Source organism: Methylomonas sp. LL1, from assembly GCF_015711015.1.
GTDB lineage: Bacteria > Pseudomonadota > Gammaproteobacteria > Methylococcales > Methylomonadaceae > Methylomonas.
In genome coordinates, this window is the sequence record NZ_CP064653.1 from 2992167 (window position 1) to 3008633 (window position 16467).

Sequence of the window (16467 nt, forward strand, 5' to 3'; positions counted from 1 at the left end):
GATTATGCCGGCTTCCAGGCATCCAGCCGGCACCAGTCTTCCTGACTCACGGGCTCGGCCACTTGCAGACCCCATGCCCGGTAGGCATCGGCCACCGATTGGGCTTGTTCGTTCAAGATGCCGGATAAAATCAAGTATCCGCCCGGCTTGACCAGGGCCGAAATGGTTGAGGCCAGTTCGATCAGCGGTTTGGCCAGAATGTTGGCAACCACAATATCGGCGCCGGCCAAGGAAAACTGTTCCGGCAAGTAATAGCTGATGCGATCCAGCACCCGGTTTTTTTCGGCGTTGTATTGGGTGGCGGTCAAGGCCTGCGGATCGATATCGACGCCATGAGCATGATCAGCGCCGAGCAACAAGGCCGCCACCGCCAAAATCCCGGAGCCGCAGCCATAATCGATCATCACCTTATTGTGTAAATCATGGCCGGCCAGCCATTCCAGGCACAGGGCCGTGGTGGGATGGGTGCCGGTGCCGAACGCCAGACCGGGATCCAGCGTCATGCAGACCTGATCCGGCTCGTCGACTTCCTGTCCGCTGGGGCAGACCCACAACTTGCCGGCAAATTGCATCGGATGAAAATGCTCCATCCAGGCCCGTTCCCAAGCCTGATCCTGGATCACTTCGGTCAACCATAGCCGTAACGGGCTGCCGATAAACTGGTTAACCACCAGGGTTTGCACCACATCGGGATCGGCATCCAGCTCGAATAACGCGGTTACTCTGGTGTTGCTCCAAATCTGGGTTTGATCAATGGCCGGCTCGTAAACCGGTTCATCTTCCGCGTCGCTATAAGTCACGGAAACCGCCCCCAGTTCGCTAAAAAAATCCGACAACTCCGGAGCGGTATGCTCGTCAGTTACCACCGAAAGCTGATGCCATGCCATAGTTAGACTTTGAAATGAAAGGGGAATCCTCGGTCTGCCTGACGCGGATTCCCCCTACGTTTTAGTGGATACCCAGTTTCTTTTCCAGGTAATGAATGTTCTGACCACCTTGGGCAAACGCCGAATCGGCCATGATGCTTTGTTGCAGCGGAATGTTGGTTTTAATGCCGTCGATCACCATTTCGCTGAGCGCGGTTTTCATCCTGGCGATAGCGCTATCCCTGTCGTCGCCGTGCGCGATCAACTTGCCTATCATCGAATCGTAATAGGGCGGCACCTTATAACCGTTATAGATATGTGTTTCGCAACGGATACCCGGACCGCCCGGCATGTGAAACTGCTCGATCAAACCGGGGCTGGGCATGAAGGTTTTCGGATCCTCGGCGTTAAGGCGGCATTCGACCGCATGACCGGTAAATCTGACCTGTTCCTGGGTGATCGACAGCGGCAAACCGGCGGCTATGCGCAATTGTTCCTTGACGATATCAAAGCCGGTAATCATTTCGGTGACGGGATGTTCGACCTGCACCCGGGTATTCATTTCGATGAAAAAGAACTGGCCTTTTTCGTACAAAAACTCGAAGGTACCGGCGCCCAGATAACCGATTTCCTTGCAGGCCAGCGCGCAACGTTCGCCCATTTGCTTGCGCTGTTCTTCGGTGATGCCCGGAGCAGGTGCTTCTTCCACCACTTTCTGGTGCCGGCGCTGCATCGAACAGTCGCGTTCGCCCAAATGAATAGCATTACCGTGCGAATCGGCCAACACCTGAAACTCGATATGGCGCGGATCTTCCAGGAACTTTTCCATGTAGACGGTGGCGTTGCCGAATGCGGCGCTGGCTTCGCCCTTGGTCAAACTGATCGAACTGATCAAGGCCGCCTCGGTATGCACGGTGCGCATGCCGCGTCCGCCGCCGCCGCCGGCCGCCTTGATAATAACCGGGTAACCGATTTCCCGCGCCAGCTTCAGATTGGCATGGTCATCATCGCCCAACGGATCGCCGTTACCGGGAACACAGGGAATACCGGCTGCTATCATGGCCTTTTTCGCGGCAATCTTGTCGCCCATCATCCGGATGGTTTCCGGGCGGGGACCGATGAACACGAAACCGCTTTGGCTGACTTTCTCGGAAAAATCGGCGTTTTCGGACAAAAACCCGTAGCCGGGATGTATCGCCTGGGCGTCGGTCACTTCCGCCGCGCTGATGATGGCTGGAATATTCAAATAGCTGTGCGCCGACGCGGCCGGCCCAATGCAAACGGCCTCATCGGCCAGGCGCACGTGTTTTAAATCCCGGTCCGCTTCGGAAAACACCGCAACGGTTTTAATGCCCAATTCGCGGCAGGCGCGCAACACGCGTAGCGCAATCTCGCCCCGATTGGCTATGACAATTTTTTCGAACATGATAGTCCCCTTGTCGATTATTCGATAATGAACAAAGGCTGACCGTATTCAACCGGATGGGCATTTTCAACCAGAATTTGTTTGATTTTGCCGCTTTTGTCGGCTTCTATTTGGTTAAGAATTTTCATCGCTTCGATAATGCACAAGGTTTGACCGGCCGATACCGATTGGCCGACTTCCACGAATGCGGCGGAACCGGGCGATGCCGAACGATAAAACGTGCCTACCATCGGCGATTTGACGACATGGCCGCTGATTTTTTCTTCGGCGGGAGCCGCGGCGGGCACGGGCGCTGCGGCGGGAGCCATGACGGCAGGGGCCGCATGTTGCACGGGCGCCGACGAAGAATAACGGCTGATTCTGACCGACTCTTCCCCCTCTTTGATTTCTATCTCAGCAATATCGGATTCCTCGATAAGATCGATGAGTTTTTTTATTTTTCTAATATCCATTGTTCTGAGTTCTCTCTTGTAAAATCTGATGAGCGGCTTGTAAAGCCAGTTCGTAACCGCTAGCCCCCAGACCACAGATAACGCCGACGGCTATATCCGAAAAATAGGAGTGTCGCCTGAAAGCTTCGCGGGCATGCACATTGGACAAATGTACTTCAATGAATGCAATTTTGGTCGCCAGCAAGGCGTCGCGTATCGCCACGCTGGTATGGGTAAACGCCGCCGGATTGATAATAATAAAATCCACGCCTTGGCTATAAGCCTGATGAATTTGTTCGATTATCGCGTGCTCGGCATTGCTTTGAAAAAATTCCAACCGGTGGCCGAGTTTGAGCGCCAGTTGCTCGAGACTGTTTTGAATATCCCGCAAGGTTTTATTGCCGTATAAACCCGGCTCCCGCACGCCTAAAAGATTCAAATTGGGGCCGTTCAGAACGGTAATAGTCGCCATCGGGATGCAAAACAGTCAAGATTTTTGAAGGTGCGAATTCTGCCTAATTTGTAGGTTTTTGTCCAGATAAACCGCCATTTAAAGCAATTTGGCGAGTATTTAGCCTGTTGTCCCCAACAGCGGCCGCACAACTTTTAGAAACTGGTCGCGGCTCAACTCACCGGGCTGACGATAAACGATCTGCCCCCGCTGATTGACCAGCACGGTAAACGGTACCGCATTGATGATGTTCCCCAGTTGTCTTGCCAGCATGCCGCCGGCATCGCCGGCTATCAGGATCGGATAATTGATATTGATGCCTCGCAGATAATCGGCGACCGCTGCCTGATCATCTATCGCAATCCCGACAAATTGCAAATTGCTAGCCTGATATTCCCGTTGCCATTGAATGAATTCCGGAATTTCCTTCAAACATGGCCCGCACCAGGTCGCCCAGAAATTAATCAACAAAATCTTGCCGCGCCATTGCCGGACATTTTGCATCCGGCCATCGACATCGGGAAAACTGAACTCCAGTTGCGCGTTGGTTTGCTCAACCGGACCGGCGGTTCGAGCTTTCAGTTGCAGCCACACCCCGGCCGACATCGCCACAATTGCCGCCAATACGATGATCAATTTGGTTTTCATAATTGCTTGAGCAAGTTGACGAAGGTGGCGGCATCTTGATAGCCGATCACGCGCTTGTTAGCGCGTTCTTGCCCAGCGGGGTCGAAAAAGATGATGCCGGGCGGGCCAACCAGATTGAACCGCCGCAGCAAGGCTTTGTCGTCGTCATTGTTTTCGGTCACATCGGCCTGTATCAGCACAAAGCCATTTAACTGCTGCTTAACCCGAGAATCAGTGAAGGTGTAAACCTCCATTTCCTTGCAGGACACGCACCAATCGGCGTAAAAATCCAACATCACCCACTGATGGCTGGCTCTGGCCTGTTGCAGTTTTTGCTCCAGCTCGGCCATCGTCCGTACCCGTTGAAAGCGGATGCCGGACTGAGTCGGTGCCTCGCCCGCCGCGGCCAAGCCCGCCAGCGGTTGCAACGGATTGGTGTTGCCAGCGCTCAGCCCGATCAACTGCATCACGCCAAACACCAGCATCATCAAGCCGACGCCTTTCCATAACTTGTTCCAGCCGCTTGCGGGATGCGGCAAGGGTTCGATGGCATTCAGGTAAATCGCCGGAATGATCAGCAACATCGCCGACAACAGCATGGTGATCGCGGGCGGCAAGATACGCGACAACATCCAGACCGCCACCGCCAGCATGATCACGCCGAACACGGCCTTGGTCGCATTCATCCAACCACCGGCCTTGGGCAACAACTTGCCGGCGGAAGCACCGACGACTAATAACGGCACTCCCATGCCCAAGCCCATCACGAACAAGGCCGACCCGCCCAACACCACATCGCCGGTCTGGCCGATGTAAATCAGGGCCGCCGCCAGTGGCGCCGCCACGCAAGGCCCGACGATCAATGACGACAAAGCGCCCATGATGCCGGCTCCCCAATAAGAACCGTCCCGATGTTTATCGCTGGAATGATGCAATTTCGATTGCAAGGCCGACGGCAACTGCAACTCGAAGAAACCGAACATCGACAGCGACAACAACACGAACAGGCCGGCGAAGGTGGCAACCACCCACGGTTCCTGTAAAGTGGCTTGCAGATTAGCGCCAAACAGCGCGGCCAATATGCCGAAAACTGTGTACATCAAGGCCGAAGCGAACACGAAACTGGCCGACAATAGAAAGGCTTTGCGAGTACTGATCTGGTGGCCATGGCCGACGATGATGCCGGACAGTATCGGTATCATCGGAAACACGCAAGGCGTATGCGCCAACAGCAAGCCGAAACCGAAGAAACTCAGCAAAGTCAAAGCCAGACTGTCCTGCTTCAACGCATCGACGATTCGGTCCTGCTCCGATGCCGTTGCAACCGGTTCGGACTCGGCAAGCGGCGCGATAACTTGAGTTTCGGCTAATTCCAAAACCACCTTGCTAGTCATCGGCGGATAACAGACCCCGCGATCGGCGCAGCCCTGAAACTTGGCGCTCAACTCCAGCGTTTCCGCCGCCGTCGATTGCCGCGACAACGGCAGATCAAAACTCAATTCATTGCGGTAGACTTCAACTTGCCCAAACTCTTCGTCAAGATGAGTCTCGCCAACCGGCAACGGCAGTTTAGCCAAACGGGTCTGGCTGGATTCATCCAGCTTCAGACCGAGTTTATCCTTATATAAATAATAACCTTCCGCGATCAGCCAACTGACATGCACGGTATGATCGTCCTTTAACGTGGCGAAAAATTGAAAAGCCTGTTCGGGCGGCAATAATTCGTCTTCGAGCAAGCCGGTCGTCAATTTTTTCAGACCTCCGAAAAATTGATTGATTGATTGGGGCGGCTCGACAGCCGGAGCTTCCGGCAGATTGACCTCCACCACAACTTTTTGCGGCGGATAGCAAACACCGATGTCGGCACAGCCTTGGTATTTAATCAGCAGTTTGGCTTGAGCCAGATTGTTTGGGTTGATTAACGGCAAGCTGATTTTGACAGAGTCACGATAAACACTGACGTCGCCGAATACCGCATCATGTTCCTGCAAACCATCCGGCAGTTGAAAATCGCCCGCTTTAACCCCGTCGGTCTGAGATTCGATCTTGATTTTATCGCGATACAGGTGATAGCCAGGCTCGATCCGCCATTCAAGCTCGACCAGTTGCCGCGACTTTCCGACTACCGCCATTTGAAAAGCCTGTTCGGGCCGTAATATATCCTCGCTGGTTAAGGCCTCGGCCGGACGCAAAAAAATCGTTAACAAACAAAATAAAATCAGTCGGTAGACAGGCATGAGTCGATCCATTTCAAATATTCGGCCGAGCCGCGCTCTATCGCGACGGCAATAATTTCAGGGAGTTGATAAGGGTGCGCGGCTTTAATCGCCGCTTCGATGGCGTCATAACGGCTTTGCGGACTTTTGATCAGCAACAAATGTTCCCGTGCGGTTTCGATTTGGCCCCGCCATTGATAAACCGAATCCACGCCCGGCAAAATATTGACGCAGGCGGCCAGATTCTCGCCGACCAATTGTTTGGCAATGGCTTCGGCGGTTTCCAGGTTGGGACAGGTGCAATAAATCAAATGATACATGACGCTATTATCCTGCATTTTGGTTTAAAGATGTTTCGGCTAATCTCGACCGCGAATGTCAATAAAGAGGCTTTCGGACATTTTTCGGCGCTTAAATCGGTTAAACTGCACCGATATTTATCCTATAAAAATTTTCCGAGTCATCCATGAAAGCCATTCAACTATTGTTTCTCTTCTTCCTGGCCGTACCGTTTGTGGAAATTTACGTGCTGCTGCAGGTAGGCGGGCTGATCGGAGCATTTCCGACCATTTTTTTAGTCGTTTTCACGGCGGCTTTGGGCGCTTGGCTGCTACGCCGTCAGGGTTTCGCCACCTGGCAACGCTTTCAGGCCAACCTGGCCCAAGGCAACATCCCTGCTTATGAAATGATAGAAGGACCGATTTTGCTGGTGGGTGGGGCATTGCTGCTGACACCGGGCTTTTTCACCGACATACTGGGCTTCGCCTGCCTGATTCCGGCCTTACGCCGCAAGATTGCCCAATACATCATCGAAAACCATCTTCTGGTCAGCGAAGCCGGCGGCGTGTTTCGGCAAACCAAATCCCAAGACCCCAACATCATTGAAGGCGAATATCGAAAAGATGATACAAACGTGTAAAACCATCCGAATCCGCGCATCAGCGTGGATTCGGATGGCCCATGATTACTGGCTGTCGGTATCGGTATCCGCCGCTGAAGGCGCATCCGAAGCCGCCACGGCATCCGCTTCCAGAGTAGTTTTACCGAAGCCCGAATAGGCGGGGCACCAGCCGAAGTAACTGGTAGCCACCAGCACCAAACCGACCAGCAACATCAGAATACTTGCGGTAAATAATGACGCAACCAATAAGACTATGCCGGATACCAACCGGACTTTCTTATCTTTCGCGCCAACGTTGTGTTCAAATTTAATCAAGCGTTTATAATCAAAACTCATTTCCAACCCTCTCTGTGTAATATTTTTATTATCCCGACGGTAAGGCTTTCCCTTGAAGAGCAAGCAAATATACACAGCTCATTGAAATCTGCAAACAAAAAATGGAACCCTCCACAATTATCGCTTCATTAAACGATGCTCAGCGCCTGGCGGTTTCCGCACCGATGCAGGCCATGCTGGTATTGGCCGGCGCCGGTAGCGGCAAGACCCGGGTATTGGTGCACCGCATCGCCTGGCATATCAAAATCAACCACATTTCCCCCCAGCATATTCTGGCGGTAACTTTTACCAACAAAGCCGCCAATGAAATGCGGGCACGGGTTGAAGACTTGCTGCAAATCTCGGCCCGCACGATGTGGATAGGCACTTTTCATGGTCTGGCCCATCGTTTGCTGCGCCAACACGCCAAACAAGCCAAATTACCGGATAATTTTCAGGTGATGGACAGCGATGATCAGCTGCGCATCGTCAAGCGCCTGCTGAAAGCCATGAATATCGACGACAGCAAATGGCCGCCGAAACAGGTGCAATGGTTCATCAACGCCCAAAAGGAAGAAGGCATCCGCGCCCGCCACATGGCCGACAACGGCGACTTTTATCAGCGGCAAATGCTGCAGGTTTACAAGGCTTACGAAGAACTCTGCGACCGCTCCGGCCTGGTGGATTTCGCCGAACTGCTGCTGCGCGCGCATGAATTGCTGCGCGATAACGAAGATTTGCTGAGCTTTTACCGGCAACGCTTCCAACAGGTGCATGTCGACGAATTCCAGGACACCAACACCATCCAGTATGCCTGGCTGCGCCTGTTGACCGAAGGCAATAACAATCTGTTCGTGGTCGGCGACGACGATCAGTCGATTTACGGCTGGCGCGGCGCCAAAATCGAAAATATCTTCAATTTCCAGAAGCACTATCCCGGCCATCAAGTCGTGCGCCTGGAGCAAAACTACCGCTCCACCGGCCACATCCTGAAAGCCGCCAACACCTTGATCGCCAACAACGACAGCCGGATGGGCAAGGAACTGTGGACCGACGCCGGCGAAGGCCATCATATCTCGTTGTACTCGGCCTTCAACGAACAGGACGAAGCCTACTTCGTGGTGGAAAAAATCCGCCAATGGGTCAAGGACGGCGGTTTACGCAGCGACGCGGCAATTTTATATCGCTCCAATGCCCAATCGCGCCAATTCGAGGAACGCCTGATGACCACAGGCACCCCGTACCGAGTCTATGGCGGTTTGCGTTTTTTCGAACGCATGGAAATCAAAAACGCCCTGGCTTATCTGCGCCTGGCCAGCCATCACGATGACGATGCCTCGTTCGAACGGGTGGTCAATACGCCGACTCGCGGCATCGGCGCCAAAACCGTCGACGACATGCGGGTGCTGGCCCGCGAACAAAACCTGTCCCTGTGGCATGCGGCCGAGCACATGCTGAACGAAAACCGTTTGTCCGCCCGCGCCGCGAATGCCTTGAAAGGTTTCATCAACTTGATTTTACAGCTCGGCGCCGAAACCGGCGGCTTGGCGCTGTACGAAACCGTCAAACTGGTGGTCGAGAAAAGCGGCCTGATCGAACTGTATAAGAAAGAAAAACAGGACAAGGGCGAAACCAGGGTGGAAAACCTGGAGGAGTTGGTCAATGCCGCCCGCCTGTTCGACTATGACAGCCAAAACGACGAAAACCTGAGCGAACTGGACATGTTCCTGACCCACGCCGCGCTGGAAGCCGGCGAGATGCAAGGCAACGTCGATGAAGATTGCGTGCAATTGATGACCCTGCACTCGGCCAAGGGCCTGGAGTTCAAACTGGTGTTCATGGTGGGACTGGAAGAAGGCCTGTTCCCGTCGCAACAAGCCACCGACGACATCGGCCGCCTGCAGGAAGAACGCCGCCTGTGTTATGTCGGCATCACCCGCGCCATGGAACAACTGTATCTAACCCACGCCGAATCCCGTCGCCTGTACGGCAAGGATAGCTACCCCAGCCCGTCGCGGTTTTTGCGCGAGCTTCCGCCGGAATCGATGCAGGAAATCAGGATGCGCGCCAATGTCAACCGACCGATTACCAGCGCCAGCAGCGGCAATGTCGGTGGTTTCAGCGGAAAAACCGGCAAATACCGGCTCGGCCAGAACGTCAGACATGAGAAATTTGGCGAGGGCGTGGTACTGCAAACCGAAGGCGACGGCGATCAGGAAAGAGTACAAATCAACTTCCGCAATGCCGGGATTAAATGGCTGATGTTAGCTTATGCCAAGTTGGAGACGGTATAGCCTGGTAATAGCTACGAGTCCAAAATGTGGCCTGACCCTGAGGTATCCCGGTGCTTGGTAATGACCGGTTTAACGGGGAAGTTGAACGTTTGACTGGTCAGCGAGCAGCAGCAAAAGGCGGGTAGCCTGATCGACTGACGGAAAGACAAAGTGAATGTAATTTAACCAAACTGAATTTACCCTGGCCCCAGTTATTCCTATCCCCGTATTCCCGTACTTCCATAGCGGGATATAACCTGTTTAGTAAGCCAAATGCCTCAATAAAGTATATGGTCAAATCTATGTGGTTGATTTTTTAAGCGCCGGAATATGGTCTTAAAATTGCTTTTGCAATGGATGGAAAGATCGCATTGCTTGCCAATTTCTTTCCATCGCGCTTACCTAAATTTTAAATTAACAGGGAACTTTGCTAATGAAACTGAAGAACATATCGCTGGCGATTGGGGCCTTTGGAGTGCTTGCGCTCGCTAACACAACAGCTGAGGCAGCTGTTTATACGATAGACAACCAGGCATCCGGATACGTAAGCGATGGAGGCAACTTTACCGGGATTCGCCCTAATACCAACTACCTGGTTGGCCTCTGTAATGCTAGTAACTGCCTAAGTGCTCCGGGCGAATACCGCGATTTCTTCTATTTCGTCATTCCGAAGCTGGACGGTCCGATTGCATCCGCGATTCTATCCATTCCTACTCGCGGTGTAACGCTTAACCAGTCAACGACAACGACTTACCAAGTGACATCACTCGACATCGAACAAGCCGATCTTGGGCCATTGAGTTTTGCCGGCTTGGGCACCGGAACCTTCTACGGCAGTCGCGAATACACCGTTGCAGACGCGAGCACAACACAGACCATTGACTTGTCAGCTGCCGCGCTCGCGGCTTTAGGTGACGGCAGTTTAACCTTTGCCCTGGGCGGACGCTTATCTTCACCAACCGATTTCACCACTACCGCGCCTGACCAACTCTTGTTTGGCCGGAGCCAAAATCAAATCTCTCAATTAATTATCACAACTGTTCCACTTCCCGCAACGATGCCGATGATGCTGTTCGGCTTGTCCGGACTAAGCCTGTCTGGCTACCGCAGCAGCAAAAAACGCAAAGAGCTGGCCGCGTCCTGAGGTATTAGGTGAATTGCATCCCGTCGTAAGCGGGGATGATTGCAGTCACGACCGCTCTGCAGTCCCGTGCGACACCCTCTCAAACAGGTTTTCCCAATCCCATCAACGAAGGCATAGCAGCATGAAAATTTTGACTAAAGCCGTACGTTTAGCACTTGCCGGCAGCGTTCTGGCGCTAGGCGCATCCACCGCCGAAGCGGCCATCACGATGTATAACACGTACACCACTACAGACCAGAACGCAACCGACGGATGGACGCATGCCAATGGCAGCACAAACAGCGGGCAGCTTCAGCCTTGGGTCGGCATTCCGAATGCGACCGACCAGCCATTAGGGTTCCACGGTGGTCACGCCTTAAGCTGGGCAATCCAGCTGACCAGCGCTGGCGATTCCGGTGTAATTTCGACGGCTGACTCGCAGCAGCGCTATGGTTTTGCCGCTGAAATCGATACCGCCCAAGGCGCGTGGCAGGATAATTCCGGTTCATCGTTAAATCCGCCGAATCCCCTTGCCGACACCGGCTGGCGTCACCAGACCGACTTCGGCATCATCAAGTCCGATGTGACGCAGACAGTCCGTATCAGCGCAAGCGTGGTTGACGGAGCGTTTCCTTCCCTGTTCGGCATTACGTTGTATCAAGGCATGGATACCAGCAACTTTGGTAGCTGGAGTCATCACGGAAACTGGAATGCCGGTTACGTTGCTGGTAGAACCACGACTGGAAATCTTTCGAAAGTCAACGGCAATAATGCGGTGGGTATTCCCGGACTGATCTTCCTTGACTTTATCGATAGTTCAGGCCTGGGACCGCACGGCGGAACCGTTCTGGAATTCACGGCGTTGGCAGGACAGGTCTACACGGTGGCGCTTGGTGGTCGCGCCGGAGGTAGCTGGAATGGTACGAAGGCGAGCTACGAACTGAATGTTGCGGCAGTACCGGTTCCGGCTACCGTCTGGCTGTTTGGCACCGCACTTGGCGCGGTCGGCTGGGCTGGAGGCGGCAGAAGGAGAATCGCCCGGAAAGACTGAACCCACGCAAAGTGGAACTCGCAGGTGTTCCGGCAACATGTGACGACACAAATTGGCGGATCGCCTTGATATTACACTGGCTGCAAAGCACTGCCTTTTCCAGAAAAGCCTGCCCTTGGCGGGTTCCCAAACTCCAGTTTGGGAACAACGCCTTGAAAGCTCCAACTTTCATTGATTTGTTCAGGAATCTGGGGCTTCCAAGATCAGGTAACCAAGCTGAAGCTTGGTTACCTGTCAATATGACTTATTGGGTCGTACACCCAAAACAAGCTACCGACGACATCGACCGCCTGCAAGAAGAACGCCGCCTGTGTTATATCGGCAACTTCAGTGGAAAAACCGGCAATATAGGCTTGGCTAAAGCATCAAACATGAAAAATTTGGCGAGGGCGTGGTACTGCAAACCGAAGGCGGCGGCGAGCAGGAAAGAGTACAGATCAACTTTCGCAATGTGGTTGATGTTGGCGTATGCCAAGTTGGAGACGGTTTGATTGGGGGCTTTAATCATCACCGTCATGTAACTGTAAACGCAGTAACGTAACCGACTAGCCTGCAATCTGGCTGTTAGATGCCGCCAGGTTTTGCAGTCTCGAACAAATATTGCTTGTGCGGGCAATTACGACGAAAATGCGAACAACGCTATAAAAATAATAATTTCCGGCTATCGTTACGGATCACGCAACCCAATTGTCGCGGCCTCCACCATAGCCACAAGGATCAGCGGCATGCGCATACCAAAAACCTTGCTCGACAGTATCACTACTAAATCGTTTTTCCTCGCACCGACCACAAATTACCTAGGCCGTGGTTTATTCAAACTAAATTTGCGGACGCTATTTGCTATCCCGTCTTTCGATGCCGAGACCGAACGCTTGTTCTGGCAAGAACGCTTTCTGGTTTTACTTACGCCATTAAAGTCCGCCCTGGTGTTGGGCGCCAGTGCCTTTCTGGCATACATCCTGTTGGACGTCTACACCGGTAACGAGGGTGTAAGAATTTTTGTGTAAACGGCCATTAGGCGGGAAACTGCCGATCCTTAAAGGAGCAAAAATGACCGTATTAAAATCCATCCCAACCGAATTGCTCGATACCTTGCTATCGGGTTATCAAAAACCCGAAGACCTGATTGGTGAAAATGGTCTGTTGAAGCAATTAACCAAGGCGCTGGTGGAACGTGCGTTGGAAGCCGAACTGACCGAACATCTGGGCCACGCCAAGCATGACCCCATCACCAATCCGAGTGGCAATGCCCGTAATGGCAAAAGCCGAAAAAACCTGAAAGGCGACTTCAGCGAATTACCGATTGAGATTCCGCGTGACCGTCATGGCAGCTTCGAGCCGCAAATCGTCGCCAAACATCAAACGCGCTGGACTGGCTTCGACGACAAGATCATTTCGCTGTATGCGCGTGGAATGACGGTCCGAGAAATTCAGAGTCATCTGGAAGAGCTGTATGGCACCGAGGTTTCGCCTTCGTTGATTTCCTCGGTCACCGATGCGGTAGCCGATGAAGTTAAAACCTGGCAATCGCGCCCGCTGGAACCGGTTTATCCCATTGTCTATCTCGACTGCATACACGTCAAAGTGCGCGATACCGGCGCTGTGCGGGTCAAAGCCGTCTATCTGGCGATTGGTATCAATCTGAATGGCGAGAAGAAAGTTCTGGGGTTATGGATCGCCCAAACCGAAGGGGCTAAGTTCTGGTTACAGGTGGTCACCGAACTGAAAAATCGCGGCGTGCAGGACATTTTTATCGCCTGTGTCGATGGGCTGAAAGGGTTTCCCGAAGCCATCGAAACCGTTTATCCGCAAACCGCCGTTCAGCTTTGCATCGTCCATCTGGTGCGTAACAGCCTGAACTATGTCAATTGGAAAATGCGCAAACGGATTGCCGATGACCTCAAGCGGATTTATCAATCGGCTACCGTTGCAGAAGCCGAGCAGCAATTGGCTGAGTTCGAGGCACAATGGAATGGCGATTATCCTTCGATTGCCCAGATATGGCGGCGTAACTGGAGTCGGGTCATCCCGTTTTTCGACTATCCGCCGGAAATACGCCGAATCATCTACACCACCAATGCCATTGAGTCGGTCAATATGAGCCTGAGGAAAATCACCAAAAATCGTGGCTCTTTCCCCAATGACGAGGCATTATCGAAACTGTTTTATCTGGCACTGATGAATATCAGTAAAAAATGGACCATGCCATTGCATGACTGGAAAGCGGCTTTAAATCGGTTTAGCATTCAGTTCGACGACCGGATGCCAAACCGTTAATTAAACCCGTTTACACAAAATTCAGGACACCTTCCAAAACGCCAATTAACTCGCCATATATCAATAACTTAAATGATTGGCTTTGCGTGACTTTGCATAACAAAGCATAACGAATCACAACTAAAATACGCAAAATTCACGCAATTCATCTTGATAGATTTACCGATTGGTATCGGCATTCGTTGCCATTCAATCCTGTAAATTCAATGTTGAGTTGTTGCTATCAGACATAGATGATAGCATTGATAGCAACTAATCTTCGGAGATTACCATGCCTAGTCTAGTTGTCAGAAACCTTGATGAATCCATCATCAACGCGCTTAAAGCGAGAGCAGTTGCACATCACCGTTCTACCGAGGCGGAGCACCGCGCGATTTTAGCGGAGTTTTTGTTAAGTCCCCAACGTAAAACCTTTGCGGAGGCATTAGCTAATATACCTTCTGTCGGTATAGATAGCGATTTTCAACGCGTGAATGACAATACTATGGCAACCAATGTATTTGATTGATACTAACGTCATCAGTGAGATCAGAAAAGGCGACAAAGCTAATCTAGGGGTTCGCCGTTTTTTTGATGCCGCAACCCAAAACAATCAAAAACTTTATATTTCTGTGGTCACGATTGGGGAGCTACGCAGAGGTGTCGATTTGATTTTTCATCGCGGTGACATCTCGCAAAGCAAGCTTTTAGAAACGTGGCTAAATTCGATTCTTGAACAATATCAAGAGAACATTCTCGGTATTGACTGCGAGATAGCTTTAATCTGGGGAAAAATGCGCGTTCCTAATCCACAGCATCCCATCGACAAACTGATTGCGGCAACTGCATTGATTTATGATTTGACTGTCGTAACTCGCAACACAGATGATTTCCAAAACACAGGCATTGCTCTACTAAATCCATTCTCTGAATAATTCTGTTGCAACATGGCGTCGCCAGTTCGGTGCCTGCCAATCAGGTCTGTCTTGACATCTTAAAAGTATCGAGTTTAATCAGATGGGATATTTACTAGGCAGGATTGCTAAGAGGTTCACTCTCCCAATTCCTAAAAAGCTGCTCGGTCCCAAGACTCTCCTGCGGTATCCAGTAATCCAAAGCCCAGAGCTCCAAAATACGATCGATCAACTTGTAATGGTCAACAAAAACCGGACAACACCAGTATCTTCCATTGCTCCATGCCGGGCCGCCCGGTTTGGCGGTTGGCTTTGCCTTGCCCGTTCGCACGGTCAGGTATCATCTCTTCCAGAATGGTAAATACCCGCTCACGCAAGCCGGGCTCGGTGTAGAGATGTTGCAGTCCACGCAGTAATTGGGGAATGTCATCGCGCGATTTGGGATCGAGGACGATGGCGGCAATATCGGTTTCACCGAATTTGAGTTGTGGCTGAATGACGGTACGCATACAATTTCGGGTAACGAAGATTTTGGTTTTTAGGCCGTTGCAGGCTGATTTTCGCCCAAAATAGGGCAAAACCGGTCTCAGAACAACACATCTTCGTGCTGCGAAATAATTATAATATATTGATAGTTATGGCTTTAATTGATTTCCGTTCAGGCACTATATAGCGCGATTGCCCTGGCAGTTGGTTAAAGATTTCGAATTATTCGCACATATAAACTGTCATTCATCCTTGCAGGTAGATTTTCAATACTGTTGGCATTTACGGCGCATTATTTGTTAGCATGAACACCCTGTTGACAAAGTATGTTAGGGCCAGAAAAAATCTTGTTTACTTCAACAAAATTGGAAACACGATGGAGCGCCAAGGCTGGCGTTATTGTAAGGATAGTTAGCTGTCAATAATGCTCTATAAGGGGTACGTATCATGACAAAAAATTTTCATGCAAATATTTCAGGCGCAATAATTGGTGTCTTCGCGCTATTTTGCGCCTCATTTAATTTACTAGCATCCCCTCCCGACAATAAGGGGAAGCCGGTAGACGGGTCATTTGTAGTTGATTTACCTGCCAATTCATTTATTAATTGTCCATTCGACATTCATATAGAAGTCATTGGTAATACAAAGACAACTACATTGCCAGGTAATCGATTTATTACGAATAACCCGAATATGCAGGCCGTTATAACAAACTCGTCCAATCCTACGAAAACAGTCAGTCTTAGCATAACAGGTGCCACCCATCAATCGACCAACAATAATGGCGACAAAGTGACTGTGGCAACGGGACGAAATTTAATGGGTGACCCTGTGGCGGGCTTGGTGCTATCTATTGGAACCTTTAGTTTCGTATTTGACGCATCCGGTAATAACCTCGTACAACCTCTCATGGGTCAAGGGCAACTTATTGATGTCTGCCAACTCATTTCCTAAGCGCGAATGCAAGAACAAAGTCCTCCGACTGGATTTACTAACTCAGTCGGAGAGTCTTTCATAAGACTCGAATAGCTAAATTGCTAGATTTCATGGACAGCTATAGCATTTTCAGCCGGACTGCTGGGTGACGTAAAACGCGATAAGGTGCGCTATAGGATGCTGTCGTTAGGCGCA

The 16467-nt window shown here is 51.5% G+C and carries 17 protein-coding genes and 2 pseudogenes; 10 read left to right on the top strand and 9 right to left on the bottom strand.

What is annotated here, in order from left to right; genetic code table 11:
• Positions 1–2 precede the first annotated feature (2 nt).
• The 7 genes from prmA to cutA all read right to left on the bottom strand — a co-directional run bounded on the left by prmA (position 3) and on the right by cutA (position 6337).
• Positions 3–887: a 50S ribosomal protein L11 methyltransferase gene (gene prmA / locus IVG45_RS13860; RefSeq protein ID WP_196434397.1), complete on the bottom strand. Its 885-nt coding sequence runs from the start codon at positions 885–887 to the stop codon at positions 3–5.
• A 61-nt stretch (positions 888–948) separates the two neighbouring features.
• Entirely contained in the window at positions 949–2292 is a 1344-nt protein-coding gene (accC, locus tag IVG45_RS13865) for an acetyl-CoA carboxylase biotin carboxylase subunit (RefSeq protein ID WP_196434398.1), read from the bottom strand.
• Between the two features lie 17 nt (positions 2293–2309).
• Positions 2310–2744 carry an acetyl-CoA carboxylase biotin carboxyl carrier protein gene (accB, locus tag IVG45_RS13870; protein WP_196434399.1) on the bottom strand — a complete coding sequence of 145 codons (435 nt, stop codon included), beginning with the start codon at positions 2742–2744 and terminating at the stop codon, positions 2310–2312.
• The gene (gene aroQ / locus IVG45_RS13875; protein WP_196434400.1) at positions 2734–3195 is read right to left on the bottom strand and encodes a type II 3-dehydroquinate dehydratase; all 462 of its coding nucleotides are present in this window, start codon (positions 3193–3195) and stop codon (positions 2734–2736) included. The genes accB and aroQ overlap by 11 nt, the downstream gene beginning before the upstream one ends.
• Before the next feature lie 99 nt (positions 3196–3294).
• Positions 3295–3822, bottom strand: a complete 528-nt coding sequence (locus tag IVG45_RS13880; protein ID WP_196434401.1) for a TlpA family protein disulfide reductase — start codon at positions 3820–3822, stop codon at positions 3295–3297.
• Positions 3819–6038 (bottom strand): protein-disulfide reductase DsbD, encoded by a 2220-nt coding sequence (locus IVG45_RS13885; RefSeq protein ID WP_196434402.1) that lies wholly within the window; start codon positions 6036–6038, stop codon positions 3819–3821. Before IVG45_RS13885 ends, IVG45_RS13880 begins: the two co-directional genes overlap by 4 nt.
• Positions 6020–6337 carry a divalent-cation tolerance protein CutA gene (gene cutA / locus IVG45_RS13890; protein WP_196434403.1) on the bottom strand — a complete coding sequence of 106 codons (318 nt, stop codon included), beginning with the start codon at positions 6335–6337 and terminating at the stop codon, positions 6020–6022. Before cutA ends, IVG45_RS13885 begins: the two co-directional genes overlap by 19 nt.
• Positions 6338–6483: 146 nt before the next feature.
• On the opposite strand from cutA, the gene IVG45_RS13895 reads away from it, so the two are divergent.
• Positions 6484–6936, top strand: coding sequence for an FxsA family protein (locus IVG45_RS13895; protein ID WP_196434404.1), 453 nt, complete (start codon positions 6484–6486; stop codon positions 6934–6936).
• Between the two features lie 45 nt (positions 6937–6981).
• Here IVG45_RS13895 and IVG45_RS13900 read toward each other — a convergent pair whose 3' ends face one another.
• Positions 6982–7254 (bottom strand): YgaP family membrane protein, encoded by a 273-nt coding sequence (locus IVG45_RS13900; RefSeq protein WP_196434405.1) that lies wholly within the window; start codon positions 7252–7254, stop codon positions 6982–6984.
• 101 nt (positions 7255–7355) lie between these two features.
• On the opposite strand from IVG45_RS13900, the gene uvrD reads away from it, so the two are divergent.
• From uvrD to IVG45_RS13940, 8 genes and pseudogenes are all read left to right on the top strand, one after another.
• The gene (uvrD, locus tag IVG45_RS13905; protein WP_196434406.1) at positions 7356–9527 is read left to right on the top strand and encodes a DNA helicase II; all 2172 of its coding nucleotides are present in this window, start codon (positions 7356–7358) and stop codon (positions 9525–9527) included.
• Positions 9528–9939: 412 nt separating this feature from the next.
• Complete coding sequence (locus tag IVG45_RS13910) at positions 9940–10650, top strand: hypothetical protein (RefSeq protein ID WP_196434407.1); 711 nt, start codon at positions 9940–9942, stop codon at positions 10648–10650.
• A 121-nt stretch (positions 10651–10771) separates the two neighbouring features.
• Positions 10772–11680, top strand: coding sequence for a hypothetical protein (locus tag IVG45_RS13915; protein WP_196434408.1), 909 nt, complete (start codon positions 10772–10774; stop codon positions 11678–11680).
• 364 nt (positions 11681–12044) lie between these two features.
• Positions 12045–12171: pseudogene (locus IVG45_RS23015) on the top strand (hypothetical protein); the annotation flags it as partial.
• 234 nt (positions 12172–12405) lie between these two features.
• On the top strand, positions 12406–12687 hold the full coding sequence (locus IVG45_RS13925; protein ID WP_196434410.1) for a hypothetical protein: 282 nt from the start codon (positions 12406–12408) through the stop codon (positions 12685–12687).
• 43 nt (positions 12688–12730) lie between these two features.
• A complete protein-coding gene (locus IVG45_RS13930; RefSeq protein WP_196434411.1) occupies positions 12731–13957 on the top strand; it encodes an IS256 family transposase in 1227 nt (408 codons plus the stop codon).
• Positions 13958–14228: 271 nt separating this feature from the next.
• Positions 14229–14465, top strand: coding sequence for a FitA-like ribbon-helix-helix domain-containing protein (locus IVG45_RS13935; protein WP_196434412.1), 237 nt, complete (start codon positions 14229–14231; stop codon positions 14463–14465).
• On the top strand, positions 14452–14871 hold the full coding sequence (locus IVG45_RS13940; protein WP_196434413.1) for a type II toxin-antitoxin system VapC family toxin: 420 nt from the start codon (positions 14452–14454) through the stop codon (positions 14869–14871). The genes IVG45_RS13935 and IVG45_RS13940 overlap by 14 nt, the downstream gene beginning before the upstream one ends.
• A gap of 236 nt (positions 14872–15107) precedes the next feature.
• Here the strand turns inward: IVG45_RS13940 and IVG45_RS13945 are convergent.
• Positions 15108–15359, bottom strand: a pseudogene (locus tag IVG45_RS13945) (ISNCY family transposase); the annotation flags it as partial.
• A gap of 424 nt (positions 15360–15783) precedes the next feature.
• Here IVG45_RS13945 and IVG45_RS13950 point away from each other — a divergent pair.
• Complete coding sequence (locus IVG45_RS13950) at positions 15784–16290, top strand: hypothetical protein (RefSeq protein ID WP_196434414.1); 507 nt, start codon at positions 15784–15786, stop codon at positions 16288–16290.
• The last annotated feature ends 177 nt before the right edge of the window (positions 16291–16467 follow it).